The organism is Uliginosibacterium silvisoli (genome assembly GCF_036017035.1).
GTDB lineage: Bacteria > Pseudomonadota > Gammaproteobacteria > Burkholderiales > Rhodocyclaceae > Viridibacterium > Viridibacterium silvisoli.
The window spans coordinates 974,283-988,620 of sequence record NZ_JAYXHS010000002.1 but is presented as its reverse complement, the minus strand read 5'-3'; the positions used below and the strand labels follow the sequence as shown (position 1 = coordinate 988,620).

Annotated in this window: 16 protein-coding genes; 12 read left to right on the top strand and 4 right to left on the bottom strand. The window is 61.8% G+C overall.

Annotated elements, in window-relative coordinates:
- Positions 1-215: 215 nt before the first annotated feature.
- Both VVD49_RS14125 and VVD49_RS14120 read left to right on the top strand, forming a co-directional pair.
- A complete protein-coding gene (locus VVD49_RS14125; protein ID WP_327599824.1) occupies positions 216-968 on the top strand; it encodes an SDR family NAD(P)-dependent oxidoreductase in 753 nt (250 codons plus the stop codon).
- Between the two features lie 118 nt (positions 969-1,086).
- Positions 1,087-2,787 (top strand): hypothetical protein, encoded by a 1,701-nt coding sequence (locus tag VVD49_RS14120; RefSeq protein ID WP_327599823.1) that lies wholly within the window; start codon positions 1,087-1,089, stop codon positions 2,785-2,787.
- A 108-nt stretch (positions 2,788-2,895) separates the two neighbouring features.
- Here the strand turns inward: VVD49_RS14120 and VVD49_RS14115 are convergent, their stop codons facing one another.
- Positions 2,896-3,057 (bottom strand): hypothetical protein, encoded by a 162-nt coding sequence (locus VVD49_RS14115; protein ID WP_327599822.1) that lies wholly within the window; start codon positions 3,055-3,057, stop codon positions 2,896-2,898.
- Positions 3,058-3,190: 133 nt separating this feature from the next.
- On the opposite strand from VVD49_RS14115, the gene VVD49_RS14110 reads away from it, so the two are divergent.
- The 4 genes from VVD49_RS14110 to VVD49_RS14095 all read left to right on the top strand — a co-directional run bounded on the left by VVD49_RS14110 (position 3,191) and on the right by VVD49_RS14095 (position 6,018).
- The gene (locus VVD49_RS14110) at positions 3,191-3,568 is read left to right on the top strand and encodes a DUF2946 family protein (protein WP_327599821.1); all 378 of its coding nucleotides are present in this window, start codon (positions 3,191-3,193) and stop codon (positions 3,566-3,568) included.
- A gap of 124 nt (positions 3,569-3,692) precedes the next feature.
- A complete protein-coding gene (locus VVD49_RS14105) occupies positions 3,693-4,223 on the top strand; it encodes a YcnI family copper-binding membrane protein (protein WP_327599820.1) in 531 nt (176 codons plus the stop codon).
- Between the two features lie 36 nt (positions 4,224-4,259).
- On the top strand, positions 4,260-4,736 hold the full coding sequence (locus VVD49_RS14100; RefSeq protein ID WP_327599819.1) for a copper chaperone PCu(A)C: 477 nt from the start codon (positions 4,260-4,262) through the stop codon (positions 4,734-4,736).
- A 121-nt stretch (positions 4,737-4,857) separates the two neighbouring features.
- The gene (locus VVD49_RS14095) at positions 4,858-6,018 is read left to right on the top strand and encodes a metallophosphoesterase (protein ID WP_327599818.1); all 1,161 of its coding nucleotides are present in this window, start codon (positions 4,858-4,860) and stop codon (positions 6,016-6,018) included.
- Positions 6,019-6,027: 9 nt separating this feature from the next.
- On the opposite strand, the gene VVD49_RS14090 is transcribed toward VVD49_RS14095, so the two are convergent.
- The 3 genes from VVD49_RS14090 to VVD49_RS14080 all read right to left on the bottom strand — a co-directional run bounded on the left by VVD49_RS14090 (position 6,028) and on the right by VVD49_RS14080 (position 9,149).
- Positions 6,028-7,584 carry a tripartite tricarboxylate transporter permease gene (locus tag VVD49_RS14090; protein ID WP_327599817.1) on the bottom strand — a complete coding sequence of 519 codons (1,557 nt, stop codon included), beginning with the start codon at positions 7,582-7,584 and terminating at the stop codon, positions 6,028-6,030.
- Positions 7,585-7,593: 9 nt separating this feature from the next.
- A complete protein-coding gene (locus tag VVD49_RS14085; RefSeq protein ID WP_327599816.1) occupies positions 7,594-8,061 on the bottom strand; it encodes a tripartite tricarboxylate transporter TctB family protein in 468 nt (155 codons plus the stop codon).
- Positions 8,062-8,180: 119 nt separating this feature from the next.
- Positions 8,181-9,149 carry a Bug family tripartite tricarboxylate transporter substrate binding protein gene (locus tag VVD49_RS14080; protein ID WP_327599815.1) on the bottom strand — a complete coding sequence of 323 codons (969 nt, stop codon included), beginning with the start codon at positions 9,147-9,149 and terminating at the stop codon, positions 8,181-8,183.
- 291 nt (positions 9,150-9,440) lie between these two features.
- Here VVD49_RS14080 and VVD49_RS14075 point away from each other — a divergent pair, with 291 nt between their 5' ends.
- The 6 genes from VVD49_RS14075 (at position 9,441) to VVD49_RS14050 (ending at position 14,329) form a co-directional block, all read left to right on the top strand.
- Positions 9,441-10,250, top strand: coding sequence for a YbaY family lipoprotein (locus tag VVD49_RS14075; RefSeq protein ID WP_327599814.1), 810 nt, complete (start codon positions 9,441-9,443; stop codon positions 10,248-10,250).
- Positions 10,251-10,357: 107 nt separating this feature from the next.
- The gene (locus VVD49_RS14070) at positions 10,358-10,837 is read left to right on the top strand and encodes a hypothetical protein (protein ID WP_327599813.1); all 480 of its coding nucleotides are present in this window, start codon (positions 10,358-10,360) and stop codon (positions 10,835-10,837) included.
- A gap of 142 nt (positions 10,838-10,979) precedes the next feature.
- Positions 10,980-11,369 (top strand): hypothetical protein, encoded by a 390-nt coding sequence (locus VVD49_RS14065; RefSeq protein WP_327599812.1) that lies wholly within the window; start codon positions 10,980-10,982, stop codon positions 11,367-11,369.
- Between the two features lie 87 nt (positions 11,370-11,456).
- Entirely contained in the window at positions 11,457-12,887 is a 1,431-nt protein-coding gene (gene dbpA, locus VVD49_RS14060; RefSeq protein ID WP_327599811.1) for an ATP-dependent RNA helicase DbpA, read from the top strand.
- Positions 12,888-12,969: 82 nt separating this feature from the next.
- Positions 12,970-13,596: a glutathione S-transferase family protein gene (locus VVD49_RS14055; RefSeq protein WP_327599810.1), complete on the top strand. Its 627-nt coding sequence runs from the start codon at positions 12,970-12,972 to the stop codon at positions 13,594-13,596.
- A 142-nt stretch (positions 13,597-13,738) separates the two neighbouring features.
- Complete coding sequence (locus VVD49_RS14050; RefSeq protein ID WP_327599809.1) at positions 13,739-14,329, top strand: DUF1415 domain-containing protein; 591 nt, start codon at positions 13,739-13,741, stop codon at positions 14,327-14,329.
- Positions 14,330-14,338 lie beyond the last annotated feature (9 nt).

Here is a 14,338-nt window from a genome sequence, read left to right as displayed (position 1 = left end):
ATTTGCTGCGCCTTTACGTTTCTTCATATGAATACACGGAACAATTGCATCTGGGGTCGGCCAAGAGGAGCAAGATGCAGGCCGCAGCTGCGCGGGGCACCGGCTAAAGCCCGAATCGCCGGATATGCTCCGGAGCCTTTTGCGGCTGCTACGCTATCGCTTCGGGGCTTTGTCGCCCGCCACCTCAAGATCCAGATGCCCGCAGGAGTTCCAGCATGATCGTATTCGTCACAGGCGCCACGGCCGGTTTTGGCGCCGCCATTGTTCGCCGCTTCGTCCATGAGGGCCACCAGGTCGTGGCCTTGGGCCGTCGCCAGGACCGACTCGACGCCTTGCGCGACGAGTTCGCCGCCGACCGCGTCCATACCGTGATGCTGGACGTGCGCGACAACGCAGCCGTGGAGCGTGCCGTTGCCGGCCTGCCCGATGCTTTCTCAGCCATCGACGTACTGGTCAACAATGCCGGCCTGGCGCTGGGCCTCGAGCCCGCGCATCGTGCCAAACTCGACGACTGGGAGCGCATGGTCGACACCAATATCAAGGGCTTGATGTACGTCACGCGCGCCGTATTGCCCGGCATGGTGGAACGCGGTCGCGGCCACGTGGTGAACATTGGCTCCATCGCCGGCAACTACCCCTATCCCGGTGGCAACGTGTATGGCGCGACCAAGGCTTTCGTGCGCCAGCTCTCGCTGAACCTGCGTGCCGACCTGGTGAACAACGCGATCCGCGTCACCGACATCGCGCCCGGCCTCTCCAGCGGTACGGAATTCTCGAACGTGCGTTTCCATGGCGATGACGCCAAGGCCGCGCAGGTCTACGCCAACACCCAGGCACTCACGGCCGAAGACGTTGCCGAATCGGTGTACTGGGTCACGACGCTGCCGGCGCATGTGAATGTGAACGTGCTGGAGCTCATGCCCACCACGCAGGCCGCCGGCCCGCTGGCCATTTCACGCAAGGGCTGACAGGCCCTTCAGTTCCAGTCTGACACTGTCCATCTGCGCGCATTTGTCTGCCCTGCATCCATCCTGAATCCCGACCCCTATGTCGACACCACACTGCCCCGCCAGCCAACCGGAAGCCATGGACAAGGTGAGACTGGATGCGGTGATCACGCACGTGCAGAACATCTTTCGCGAAGGGGGCGATCTCTATCACCAGCCACCTGCACCAATCTTCGCCGATGCGATCAAGGTACGTGGCCGCGAACAGCTCAACTGGGTCTTTCCTGACGGCAAGGAGAGCGTCATCTCCAATCTCTCTTGCCAGCAGAACTTCATGCGTGTGCTGGTCGGCCTGTCAAACCTTACGGGTGACGAGCAGTACCGCGACGCGGCGAAAGCCAATGTGCGTTACTACTTCGACCACTATCAGGATGCCAATGGCCTGCTGCGTTGGGGTGGGCATCAGTTCATCGATCTGAAAACGCTCGAGGCGGTCGGCCCTAGTGAAAAAGACGGGGTGCATGAGCTGAAGAACGCCTTTCCGTACTACGATCTCATGTTCGAAGTCGACGCTGCGGCCACGACGAAATTCATCAAGGCGTTCTGGAACGCCCACATCTACGACTGGCCAACACTGGAGATCGGCCGTCACGGTGAATTCACCAAGGCCATCGACGACACGCTGTTGTGGAACAACGATCCCTACACCAGGCAGCCGCCCTACTTCGAAGCCAAGGGCCTGTCGTTTCTCAACGCAGGCAACGACCTCATATATGCCGGTGCCATGCTGGCGAAGCACACCGGCAATGCGTCGGCCATGCTGTGGGTCAAGCGCCTGGCCGACCAGTTCATCAGCGCACGCAATCCGCACACGCAGCTCGGCGCCTACCAGTTCTCACAACCCATCAAGACAGAAGAGGCGCCGAGCGACGACAAGACCTACTCGTGGTTCGGTGATCGCGCGCAACGCCAGCTGGGCCCCGATTTCGAACCGAATCCGCATCCCGACCCGACCCGGCGCCGCGTACTCGAAGCCACGATGCTGTTGAAGGGCCAGGCCACCACGATCTACTCCGAGAACGCGCTGATGCAGCTGCAACTCGGCCATGATCTGGGCGATGCTGGCCAGGAGTTGCTGGACGCCACCCGCGATGGCCTGCTGGCCTTCCAGCGCTACGCCTACGAACCCGCAACGAACACGCTGAAGCCCCTGCTGACCGACGGCACCGATCTGTCGAACTTCGTGCTCAAACGCAACGGTTACTACGAGAAAGCCGGCTACGAACTCAAGCCCTATCCGGCCACCAGTGCTTACCTGTTGTCGTATGCGCGCGCCTACCTGACCACCGGCGCTACCGAGCTATGGGGCATGGCGCGCGGCATCGCGCGCGCGAATGGCCTGGGCGACATCGGCGACGCGCCGGGCCGCAACCACCAGGTGAATCTCGAGACCTCACAGGACGACCCGTTTGCCCTGTTTGCGGTGCTCGACCTTTACGTCAAGACGCAGACACCGGACTACCTGCAGCTGGCCCGCGCGATCGGCAACAACATCTACCGCAAGCGCTTCATTCAGGAAATCGACGGTCGCAGCGTCGGCTACTTCATGGCCAGCACGGAGCTTGTCTACGTCAATTTCGACACGCACGAGCCTTACGCGCTGCTGGCGCTGCAGGCAGCAATCGACGGCAAGCCGCAAGCTGTACCGGCATTCCTGAATGGAGCCGGATATACCGAAGGCGACTATCGCCTGCCCGACGGAACGGTCAAGACGTACCAGGACAGGAAGATGCTGGACCTGAAGCTCGGTCAAGCGCTGGTGGAACTGGCCAAACACTAAACCTCCCTGCCGTCAGGGGAGGCTGCCCGCCGCACGGATCCGGCTGACCGGAATTACATGGCATGGAAGGTTTTGCCATGCCCTCGTTCAGCCTCGTCGGCCAGGCGTTCAAGCGCCAAAGTATGAATGCGCCAACGGGTGATTCTCGTCCTGTTCGTCGTCGATGAGCGCGGGGTCGACCGCACGGGCTGCGCCCTTGTCGTCGAGCGAAAACAGGGAAGAAAAAAACTGGCTGAAAAGCCGGGCCGAAGCCTTGGCGAGCGCTTGCATGATGAAACTCCTTGTCGGTGACAGGCGACGCATCGCAATCGCCGTGCCGAAACACCTCGACTCCGGGTTTGTCTTTATGCGCGAGCGCTGATGCCGCGGTTCGCCCAGGATCGCTGTGTATAATTCGCGCGCCATGAAAGCCCGCTCGACCACTTCCCGCATTGCCTGGTTCGCCCTGTTGGCGATCGTCTGGCACGCATTGATGCCGCTGGCGCATGCCGCCAGCACGCAACAGGGGCTGTTGGCCAGCATATGTACGACGGGCGCTCCCGGGCTGGAACTCATCAAACTGCCCGCCGGGGGACAGGACGACTCAGCGACGCACAAGCTGCTCCAGCAGTGCCCGCTGTGCGCCGCTGGCGCCCACTTCGCCATCGTCGACGGGCATGACCACACCTTCTCGCCGAACGAGCGCTTCGTCCACGTTCAAAGCCCTGCCGGGTTTCTCTTTGCCGCGCGCACGCCTGCGTGGCTGCATTTCTCTCCGCGCGCGCCACCGCAACAGGCCTGAGCCTCGTTCAAGCCTCGGTCGGCCTCATGCGCCGGCCGGTCACCATTGCCAGACATGCAATGCATTGAAACCGCGTGCGCCAGGCCACACGGCCGCGCACCCATGCATTGCCGGAGAGATATTCATGCTGAAAAAATTCGCCACAGCCCTGCTGTGCACCGCCGCCTGCCTGTCCAACGCCCAAGCCCACATCACGCTCGAACAGAAAAGTGCCGTCAGCGGCACGAGCTACAAATCCATTTTCCGTGTCGGCCACGGTTGTGATGGCTCGCCCACAACGAACATCACGGTCTTCCTGCCTGAGGGATTCGTCGGCGCCAAGCCCATGCCCAAGGCCGGCTGGAAGCTGGACATCAAGACCGAAAAGCTCGACAAACCTTACCTGTCACATGGCAAACCGGTTTCCGAGCGCGCCGCACAGTTCAGCTGGAGCGGTGGCCGTTTGCTCGATGCCGAATACGATGAGTTCGTGATCGCCGTGACCGTGCCGGAAAGTGCCGGCAAGCGCTGGATCCGGGTGCTCCAGCAATGCGAGAAGGGGCAAAACGATTGGGCCGAGATCCCCGTTGAAGGGCAGGAAAAACCTCGATTCCCGGCAGCCTTGCTGGACATTGTTCCAGCCGCGCCCGTCGCTGGACATGAACACCACCACTGATCACGTGCTTACGCATCCAACTACGAAAGAATCGACATGAGCCTCCATCGCTATCTCACCCTCGCTTGCCTCGTCCTGCTCTCGTTCAGCGCGAGCGCGCACGATTACACCTTGGGCAGCATCAAGATCGGCCACCCGTGGACACGCGCCACGACACCCGGCGCACAAACCGGCGGCGGTTATCTCAAGCTCGACAACGGCGGCGCAGCCGACCGTCTCGTCTCGGTCAGCAGCAATGTTTCCGAACAGGCGGAAATTCATACCATGAGTATGGAAGGAGACGTCATGCGCATGCAGAAGCTCGACAAGGGCGTCGAATTGCCTGCGGGCAAGACTGTCGAGTTCAAACCGGGCGGCCTGCACATCATGCTGCTCGGCTTGAAGGCCCCGCTCAAGGAAGGCGCGAAGTTTCCGCTCACCCTGAAGTTCGAGAAGGCCGGTGAAATCACGGTGGACGTGAAAGTCGAGAGCCTGACGGGAGCCCCCGCCGCAGGTGCCGAACACAAACACTGAGAAAGCACGACACGCAGTTTCACAACCCGGCAGGCGAGGTGCCGGGTTGTGCCCTTGAATGCGCGCCTGCCGGCACAACATGTGGCTGACGCGGCGCACGCCGCATCGCACACGTGATGACATGCCACCTCGCAGCTTTCTCGTCTTCGCCACCGCGCTGATCGGCGCCCTTCATCTGTACATCGGCATGCGCCTGCTCCCCGGCCTGCCTGTCCCGGCTTTCTGGAAACTCATCGGCGCTGCATGGCTGCTGGCATCCAGCGTTCTCGTACCCCTCGGCCTGCTGTCACGCGGCATCCAGCAACAACCTCTAGCGGACAGGCTGGCATGGATCGGCCTGTTGGCAATGGGTCTCTTTTCCTCCTTGCTGGTGCTGAGCGTCCTGCGCGATGTGGTCCTGCTCCTGATCGCCGCTGGCGCGGCGCTGGGCCTGTTCTCTTACCCGCCCCATCTGGCTGCCGAGCTCGCATCCAGCTCAGCCATCGCTGTGATGCTGCTGGCGCTGTTCAGCACGGTCGCGGGCTTTCTCAACGCTCGCCGCCTGGCCCGCGTGATCAACGTGGAAGTACCGATCGCCAAGCTGCCGGACGCGCTGCAAGGCTTCAAGATCGCGCAGATCAGCGACATCCACGTCGGGCCCACGATCAAGCGCGCCTACCTGGAGCGCATCGTGGCGCGTGTCAATGCGCTCGAGGCAGACATGGTGGCTGTCACCGGAGACCTCGTCGATGGCAGTGTCGCGGCCCTGTCCTCGCACACGGCACCGCTGGCAACACTACGCGCGCGTCATGGAAGTTTTTTTGTCACGGGCAACCACGAGTACTACGCCAATGCGGATGAATGGATTGAGGAGATGCGCCGGCTCGGCCTGCGCGTACTGCTGAATGAGCATGTCGTGCTGACACACGCGGCGGCCCCCCTGGTCGTGGCGGGCGTCACTGATTTCAATGGCGGGCATTTCGGCGCAGCGCACCGCAGCGACCCGCAAGCGGCAATGAAAGGTGCGCCGCAAGACAGCGTGAAGATCCTGTTGGCCCACCAGCCCCGCTCCGCAACAGCTGCCGAGCAAGTGGGCTTCGACCTGCAGCTCTCCGGCCATACGCACGGCGGTCAGTTCTGGCCGTGGAATCTGTTCGTGCCTCTGCAACAGCCCTACACGGCAGGCCTGCATCGATTGCGTGCGATGTGGATTTACGTCAGCCGCGGCACGGGCTACTGGGGGCCACCGAAGCGTTTCGGCGCCCCCTCGGAAATCACGCTGCTGAGGCTGGTCTCAGCCTGAACGCGGCGGCTAGGCTGGACGCTCCGGGCTCTCCGTGCTCTCGCCGAGGTTCTTCTCGAACTCGACCTCCATTTCCGCCAGCCTGCTTTCAATCTGCTGGTGTTTGCGGATCGAAAGATAGAAGGACAGTGCCGCCAGCAACATCATGACTACGGCAATGGGACTGGTGAACAGGATGCTCCACTCGCCCCCCGACATCACCATCGCACGCCGCAGATTGGACTCCGCCAATGGTCCGAGAATAAGTGCCAACAGGATCGGCGATAACGGGAAGTCGTAGCGCATCATCAGGAATCCGACCATGCCGAAAGCCAGCGTCACATAGACATCGAACACATTGCTGCGCATCGCGTAGGCGCCGACTACCGACATGACAAAGATCGCCGGCGTCAGGATTGACCTGTCGACCATGATGACTCGCGCAAACAGCTGGATGCCGGCCATGCCGATGAATTGCATGACGAACTGCGCCACCATCATCGACGCGAAGATCTGATAGACGATGTCGATGTGCTCCTTGTAGAGCATCGGCCCCGGCTGCAGCCCCTGGATGGTGAATGCGCCGAGCAGCACGGCCGTCACCGCATCGCCCGGCACGCCGAGCGACAGCAAGGGAATCATTGCGCCACCCTGGCAGGAATTATTGGCGCATTCGCTCGCCGCCAGCCCTTCGATCTGCCCCTTGCCATACAGCTCCGGATTCTTTGATGCGCGTTTGGCTTCACCATACGAGATGAACGAAGCAATGTCGCCGCCAGCCCCCGGAATGGCGCCGACCACCGCGCCGATGACGCTGGAGCGGCACAACTCGCGGAAGCAGTACTTGATGTCGGCCCAGCTCGGCAGGTACTGGTCCAGCTTGGCCGTCACGCTTTTCGCCACGCCACTCTTGAGCGCTTCATTGAAGACCTCCGACACCGCGAACAGCCCGATCAGGGTCGGGATGAAAGGCGGCCCCTCCATCAACTCCATCGTGCCGTAGGTGTAGCGCGGAAAGCCGGAGATCGGATCGAAGCCGATGGTGCAGATCAGCAGACCGAAGAAGGCCGACATGAAGCCCTTGATCAAGGAGCGCCCGGAGATCGAGATGATGATCGACAAGCCGAAGATCGCCAGACCGAAGTACTCGACAGGCCCGAAGCGCAGGGCAAAGGCAGATACCAGCGGAGAGGCCAGCGTCATGATCACGGCGCCCGCCACGCCGCCGAAGAACGACGCAAACAGGGCCATTGCCATGGCCCGCCCGGCTTCGCCGCGCCTGGCCATCGGATACCCTTCCAGCACTGTCGCGGCCGCCGCCGGCGTACCCGGCGTGCGGATCAGGATCGCCGAGATCGCGCCGCCATACATGGCACCAGCATAGATCCCCATCAGCATCGACAGGCTCTCCAGCGGTGGCCGGCCGAAAGTCAGCGGCACCAGCAGCGCCACGCCCATGGTGGCCGTCAGGCCGGGCAGCGCGCCGATGACGATACCTGCCGTAACCCCCACCGCAATCAACAACATGACACTCGGCGTGAACACCGCGCCATAACTGCTGAACATCAAACCCCAGTTGATCTCCATGCTGCCCCCTTAGCCCAGGAGGGGCGCGAGAATGCCCGATGGCAATTCGAGATGCAGGAGCTTCTCGAAAGTCAGCCAGATGCCCCCTGTCACGATCAGTGGTGCCATCAGCAAGGCGCGCGGTTTGCGATTGCCCAGCACCAGCATCATCAGGAAGAGGAAGACGATTGCACAGGGTATGAAGCCAATCGGCTTGAGCGCAAGGCAGAACACTGCGGTCGCGACGAGCAGACACAGTCCGCGCCGCACGGCTGGGTCGGACCAGCGTAGCGGCGGCACCTCGCCCTTGCTCTTCCCGCGCAAGGCGTTGAGCATCAGCAACAGACTGAAGATGAGCAGCATGCTCGCCAGAATGGTCGGGAAGAATCCCGGTCCGATTTTCATGATGACATCGGCAGGCATCCGTTGCGCCTCCCATATTGCATAAATCCCGATGAGCGAACCAACGCCCCCTGATATTAGGTCTGCCTGCTTCATTAGCGCCCCGCGTGCTGTGTCATGAATCCATCATCCGGCCGCCCACAACAGAACAGGTCGGCAAGCCGACCTGTCTGTGCGCTGCCATTTCGTAGTGTTACGCCGCCAGGACGGCCAGCCTATTTCTTGGCGAGCCCCAGGCTCTTCATGACGGCATCCACGTCCTTGAAGTTCTGATCAAGAAACTTGTTGAAATCGGCCGCATTCTGGAAGGAAAGATTGAGCGAGGCCTTGGCGGCAAACTCCTTGAACTCCCTGGAGTCAAAAGCCTTCTTGAACGCATCGGCAAGCTTGAGCTTGATGTCTGCGGGCACACCTTTGGGCAGCGCCAGACCGCGCCAGGTGTAGAACTCCACATCGACGCCCTGCTCCTTGAAGGTCGGCACGGCAGGGAAGAGCTCGTCGCGTTGCGTATCCATGACGCCGAGAATCTTCAGGTTGCCGGCCTGGGCCTGGGCGCGCACCTCTGGCACCGACACGGCCACAGCCTTGATATGCCCACCCAGCAAAGCCGTGACCGCAGGCTGCGCACCGTCAAACGGCACATGCTTGACCTGTACGCCGGTCTTCTCGGCCATCAAACCCGCGGCGATGTGCCAGACCGAGCCGGGCGCCGAATTGCCAATGGTGATTTCACCCGGATGAGACTTGGCGTACTCCACGAACTCCTTGAGCGTGTTGTACGGCGCATCCTTCTTGACCGTCAGTGCCGCCGGGTCAACATTGATACGCATCAGAGGATCGAAATCCTTGTATGTGAAGGGCACCAGCCCCTGCGGCGGCAGTGAGTTGAGTTCAAAAGTGATCATGCCCACGGTATAGCCGTCAGGCACTGCAGCACGGATTGCGTTGTGGCCAATGGCACCCGCCCCACCCGTCTGATTGACGACGTTGATGCTTTGCCCGAGGTGCTTCTCCGCCTCACGTGCCAAGGCGCGCAGCAGTACGTCGGTTCCGCCGCCAGCCGTCCACGGGCAGATAACGGTGATGGACTTGCGTGGAAATTCACTGCTCTGGGCAAAACTGCCCGCCGATACCGAGCCCAGAACACCCGCTGCAATAGCCGACAGCAACACGCGACGTTTCATGTAAAGCCCTCCTGAAAATGTGGATCACCGGAAAGCGACAGAGGCGCAAGACACCACGCGGGTCCTGCTGATCTCTGTCAAATTTGTCGAGAGTCGCAGTCTGCACGACTTGTCATACAAACATGCCTAGGGAATACCCGCGCTTCCCCGCCATGAGCGCTGACGTCCTCCGCGCCTGCTCTGCGGCACGAAGTTTGCGGCCCTTCCGCTTCGACTTCCGGGGGCGCAAAATCCGGTGCTTGCCGACGCCCGAAGCATCCCGGCCACCCGCTCAGTCTCAGGAGATCGTCCGTGCATAGCCTTCTCTCATCCCGCCCATTGCGCACATGCGGGCTGTACATCGCTTGCGCGCTGTCGGGCCTGTTCCTGATCGCTGCCTGTGCCTCCACAGTGGCGCCGGCATCTTCGATTTCGGGTACGGCCAGTTACCGGGAGCGCATCGCCTTGCCACCGGACGCTGTCTTTGAAGCCAGCATCGAAGACGTCTCGCGCGCCGATGCACGTGCTGAGCTTGTGGGCAGCGTGCGGCAGGAGTCGCCGGGTCAGCCGCCCTTCCGCTTTACCATCTCCTATGACCCGGCCCGGATAGTCGCAGGCCATCGTTACGTCGTGCGCGCACGCATTTCCCAAGGCGGCAAGCTGCTCTTCACAAGCGACACGGCCTACCCGGTACTCGTGCCGGGCCAAGCAGACAATCCGCAACTGCTGCTGCGACCCGTCGGCGGCGCGCCCGTAGCCGCCGCCGTCACAGCCAGTTTCGAGAACACCTACTGGAAGCTGACGCGTCTGGGCAGCACCTCCGTCGAGGTCGCCACGTCACAGCCTGAAGCACATCTGATCTTCCAGGGGCCACAGAAGCGAGTCATCGGCGCGACCGGTTGCAACCGCCTCAGTGGCAGCTACACGCTGGATGGCAGCAGGCTCGCACTTGGCGAAACCGCCAGCACGCGCATGGCCTGCCTGCAAGGCATGGCGCTGGAAAGCAGCTTCCTGCAAGCCCTGTCACGTGTTGCGAGCTGGCGTGTCACGGGCGAACAGATGGAGTTGCTCGACGCCAGCGGCGTGTCGCTGGCAAGGTTCGAGTCGCGATACATGCAGTAGCCGTCGAACACCAGGAGCCATACCGTCGCCACTTGGTTATTTGTCCACACTCTGGTATCTAGCTCAGCTTTCCGCGATTTCGATCCGGCACCCCGAAAGCCCAAGCAATGCACCCGATTCACGATTCAGACATCCAGCTCCTGCTGGCAACAACCGTCGCCGCCAAGCGCAAACCCGCGCGGATTGCCGAGATCATCTCCGCGCTCGACCTGCTGCACGGCTCCATTCCCTCGGCCGCAAAACTCTCCGAGGCATTTGCCCGCCTCGGCACGAATGGCCTGCTGCAAGCCATCGAGGACGGCTTCACCTTGACGGCCGAAGCGCAAAAGATGCTGGCCAGCCAGCCTCGACGCGCAGCACTGGCCGAACACACCTTCAGCCTCAAGGAACAGCTGGCGGCCTACAAGCCGACACCGGTTGCCGCCAATGCGATCGCCATCATTCCTGCCGAGATCGAAGCTGCCATCCGCGCGCATCGCGCGCCGGTACAGGGCGTTGGCAAGAATCTGCTGATGCCGATCCGCTCCAAGGAAACCGACAACAAGCGCGCTGGATCGGGCCGCAGGCCAGCATCACGCAAACGCTAGACGCCCGTCGGGTACGCCGATTGCTGTAGCTCCCATAAGCGCATCAGTTGATGCGTTGAAGACCGTGGCCCGCTTTGTGGCCGCCTCGCGGCCTATGCCATACGGTTTTAACTATCTCTATATCCTTTTGGGAGACAGCAAAATGCAATCGAATATTCTGAAATCAGTACTTCTCGCCGGCCTGCTCGGCACCTCATTCATTGCCTCTGCCGCAACCGATACTTCGAAGACCACCGTCTCCGAGGATGTCAGCTCGGCAGCGCACAAGGCCGGCACCAAGATCAACAACGCTGCAGGCGTGACCAAGGACGTCGCCGTTGATACGGGCGAAGCCGTCAAGGATGGCGCCGTGGCTGCTGGCCACAAGGCCAAGAACGCAGCCGAGACGGTTGGCCACGAAACCAAGAAAGGTGCCGCTGCGGTCGGTCACAAGACCAAGGAAGTAACAGTCGACACCAAGAAGAAAGTCGAAAAGGCGGTGAAGAACAACACCGCGACAGAGGGTGAAGCACACGGCAGCCCTTCCAACTAAGTCGTCGTGGCGAGCCTCTATAGGCTTGCCCGCCACGGAGATCTGGAATATTTGCCATGGCGTCGGCTCAGGAGCGGATAATCGCGCATGACCGACGCCAGCCCCTTCTCCGCAATACCTGAAACGAACGCCGCCGCTGGCGCTTCGTTCAACACCCTGCCACTCGCCCCTGCCATGCAGGCCAACCTGCAGCAGCTCGGCTATCTGCAGATGACGCCCATCCAGGCCGCCAGCCTGCCCATCACCCTGGCAGGCCATGACCTGATTGCACAGGCCAAGACGGGTAGCGGCAAGACCGCTGCCTTTGCGCTGACCCTGCTGACCAATCTCAACCCGCGCCGCTTTGCCGTACAAGCACTCGTGCTGTGTCCCACGCGCGAACTGGCCGAACAGGTCACGCAGGAAATCCGCCGTCTCGCGCGCGGTGAAGACAACATCAAGATCCTGTCCCTGTGCGGCGGCTCCACCATGCGCCCGCAGATCAACAGCCTCGAACATGGTGCGCATATTGTCGTCGGCACGCCCGGCCGCATCATGGATCACCTTGAGCGTGGCAGCTTGCAGCTCGACGCGCTGAACACCTTGGTGCTCGACGAGGCCGACCGCATGCTTGACATGGGTTTCTTCGACGACATTTCCTACGTCGCCAAGCAGTGTCCGCCACGCAGGCAGACACTGCTGTTCTCTGCCACCTACCCTGATGGCATTGGCCGGCTGGCGCAGCGCTTCCTGAGCAATCCACAAGAGGTGAAACTGCTGGAGCAACATGAAGACAGCAAGATCCGTCAGCGTTTCTACGAGGTAAAGCATGAGGAACGCCTGCAGGCCGTGGCGCTCCTGCTCAAGCACTACCGGCCAGTGAGCACACTGGCGTTCTGCAACACCAAACAACAATGCCGCGATCTGGTTGATGTGCTGCATGCCGCGGGCTTCCACGCCTTGACCCTGAATGGCGACATGGAGCAACGCGATCGCGACCAGGTCCTGATCCAGTTCGCCAATCGCAGCTGCTCGGTGCTGGTGGCGACCGACGTCGCCGCGCGCGGCCTGGACATCGATCAGCTCGAAGCGGTGATCAATGTCGATGTCACGCCGGACCCGGAAGTGCACGTCCACCGCATTGGCCGCACCGGCCGTGCCGATCAGGATGGTTGGGCGTTGAGTCTGTGCAGCCCTGCCGACAAGCGTCGCGTTGCGATCATTGAGCAAGCCACCGGCATCGTCCCCGAATGGCATGGCCTTGCCGGCCTGCAGGTGGACGACGAGACACCACTGCAGCCGCCCATGGTCACGCTGCAGATTCTCGGTGGCCGCAAGGAGAAGATCCGCGCCGGCGACGTGCTGGGCGCGCTGACCGGCGACGCCGGCTTCACGCGCGAACAGGTCGGCAAGATCAACGTGACAGAGCAATCCACCTACGTCGCCGTCGCGCGCGGCATCGCCAGAGAGGCGTTACGCAAGCTGTCGACCGGCAAGGTGAAAGGCAAGAGCGTCAAGGTCAGAGCCTTGCAGGACTGAAACCGTCCATCGGGACGTCGGCGGGCACATGCCTTGCGAAACTCGGATGCTCCCCGGTCGGCGAAGAGAAGGAGGCAGATGCATGATCGAAGTCCACCACCTGAACAACTCGCGCTCGCACCGTGTGCTGTGGTTGCTTGAAGAGCTTCTCGTACCTTACGAGGTGATCCGCTACCAGCGCGATCCGCAGACCATGCTGGCGCCGCCTGAGCTCAAGAAGATCCACCCGCTCGGCAAGTCGCCCGTCATCCGCGACGGTGAAGTGGTACTGGCAGAATCCGGAGCCATTCTCGAATACCTGCTGCATACCTATAGCGGCCACAAGCTGGTACCGCCGCAGGACACGCAAGCGCATCTGCGCTACACGTACTGGTTCCATTTCGCTGAAGGCAGCGCCATGCCCCCGCTTCTGCTCAAGCTTTACCTGGCGCGACTCGGCGAGTCGGCAATGCCGATGCTGACGCGTATCGACGCGCAACTTGCCGGCCTGCTGGACTTCATTGAGTCGCAGCTAAGCGGTCCCTATTTCGCAGGCGAGGATTTCTCTGCTGCCGACATCCAGATGAGCTTTCCGCTGGAAGCCGCGGTCGCCCGCGCGGGCCTCAGCGAATCGCGCCCGAAGCTGTGGCACCTGCTAGGTCGCTTGCGTCAGCGCGACGCCTGGCAACGGGCCGAAGCGCGCGGCGGGGCACTGAAGCTTGGCGCTTGATGCCCATACCCTCCCGAAATGCCGATAGCATTTCCCGGGATGTCGCAACGACACGGACAGGACGCTCACGAAAGTCATCATCTGAGGACTTGCGGCTGCTTGTATGATTCGCCGCAGCCCAACCAGCATCCCCTATGCCCCAATGAAGCCAGACAGCGAATTCATCATTGCCGAAACGCGTGCCTGGATTGACCGCGCGGTCATCGGTCTCAACCTATGCCCCTTCGCCAAGGCGGTGCAGGTCAAGGGACTGGTGCGCTACGTTGTCAGCACGGCAACGGAGAGTGAAGCGCTGCTGGAAGACCTGCGCGAAGAGTTGCAACTCCTGGCTGCCACAGCCCCCGCGAAGCTCGACACGACGGTGCTGATCCATCCGCAGGTGCTGACTGACTTTGTCGACTACAGCCTCTTCCTGCCAACCGCCGACAAGGCCTTGAAGTCACTGGGACTGCGTGGCGAAATCCAGATCGCCAGCTTCCACCCTGACTACACATTCGGTGACAGCGAGCCCGACGACATCAGTAACGCGACGAACCGGTCACCGTACCCGGTCCTCCACCTGTTGCGCGAGCGCAGTATCGATCGCGCAGTCGCAGCCTTTCCGGACCCCGAAGCAATCTATGCGAACAATATGCGCACCCTGGCGACCCTGGGCCAGGAAGGCTGGGAGAGCCTGCGCAAGCAATGCCGGCATGACGCCGAGCGGAGTACCGGCAAGAAGAGCGTCGGTTAGCGACTGGCG

Excerpts from the sequence above, each read along its gene's own strand:
- dbpA (WP_327599811.1), top strand. The coding sequence starts at position 11,457 with ATGACCGACGCCAGCCCCTTCTCCGCAATACCTGAAACGAACGCCGCC.
- VVD49_RS14105 (WP_327599820.1), top strand. The coding sequence starts at position 3,693 with ATGCTGAAAAAATTCGCCACAGCCCTGCTGTGCACCGCCGCCTGCCTG.
- VVD49_RS14080 (WP_327599815.1), bottom strand. The coding sequence starts at position 9,149 with ATGAAACGTCGCGTGTTGCTGTCGGCTATTGCAGCGGGTGTTCTGGGC.
- VVD49_RS14085 (WP_327599816.1), bottom strand. The coding sequence starts at position 8,061 with ATGAAGCAGGCAGACCTAATATCAGGGGGCGTTGGTTCGCTCATCGGG.
- VVD49_RS14110 (WP_327599821.1), top strand. The coding sequence starts at position 3,191 with ATGAAAGCCCGCTCGACCACTTCCCGCATTGCCTGGTTCGCCCTGTTG.
- VVD49_RS14095 (WP_327599818.1), top strand. The coding sequence starts at position 4,858 with ATGCCACCTCGCAGCTTTCTCGTCTTCGCCACCGCGCTGATCGGCGCC.
- VVD49_RS14090 (WP_327599817.1), bottom strand. The coding sequence starts at position 7,584 with ATGGAGATCAACTGGGGTTTGATGTTCAGCAGTTATGGCGCGGTGTTC.
- VVD49_RS14070 (WP_327599813.1), top strand. The coding sequence starts at position 10,358 with ATGCACCCGATTCACGATTCAGACATCCAGCTCCTGCTGGCAACAACC.
- VVD49_RS14055 (WP_327599810.1), top strand. The coding sequence starts at position 12,970 with ATGATCGAAGTCCACCACCTGAACAACTCGCGCTCGCACCGTGTGCTG.
- VVD49_RS14120 (WP_327599823.1), top strand. The coding sequence starts at position 1,087 with ATGGACAAGGTGAGACTGGATGCGGTGATCACGCACGTGCAGAACATC.
- VVD49_RS14115 (WP_327599822.1), bottom strand. The coding sequence starts at position 3,057 with ATGCAAGCGCTCGCCAAGGCTTCGGCCCGGCTTTTCAGCCAGTTTTTT.
- VVD49_RS14050 (WP_327599809.1), top strand. The coding sequence starts at position 13,739 with ATGAAGCCAGACAGCGAATTCATCATTGCCGAAACGCGTGCCTGGATT.
- VVD49_RS14125 (WP_327599824.1), top strand. The coding sequence starts at position 216 with ATGATCGTATTCGTCACAGGCGCCACGGCCGGTTTTGGCGCCGCCATT.
- VVD49_RS14065 (WP_327599812.1), top strand. The coding sequence starts at position 10,980 with ATGCAATCGAATATTCTGAAATCAGTACTTCTCGCCGGCCTGCTCGGC.
- VVD49_RS14100 (WP_327599819.1), top strand. The coding sequence starts at position 4,260 with ATGAGCCTCCATCGCTATCTCACCCTCGCTTGCCTCGTCCTGCTCTCG.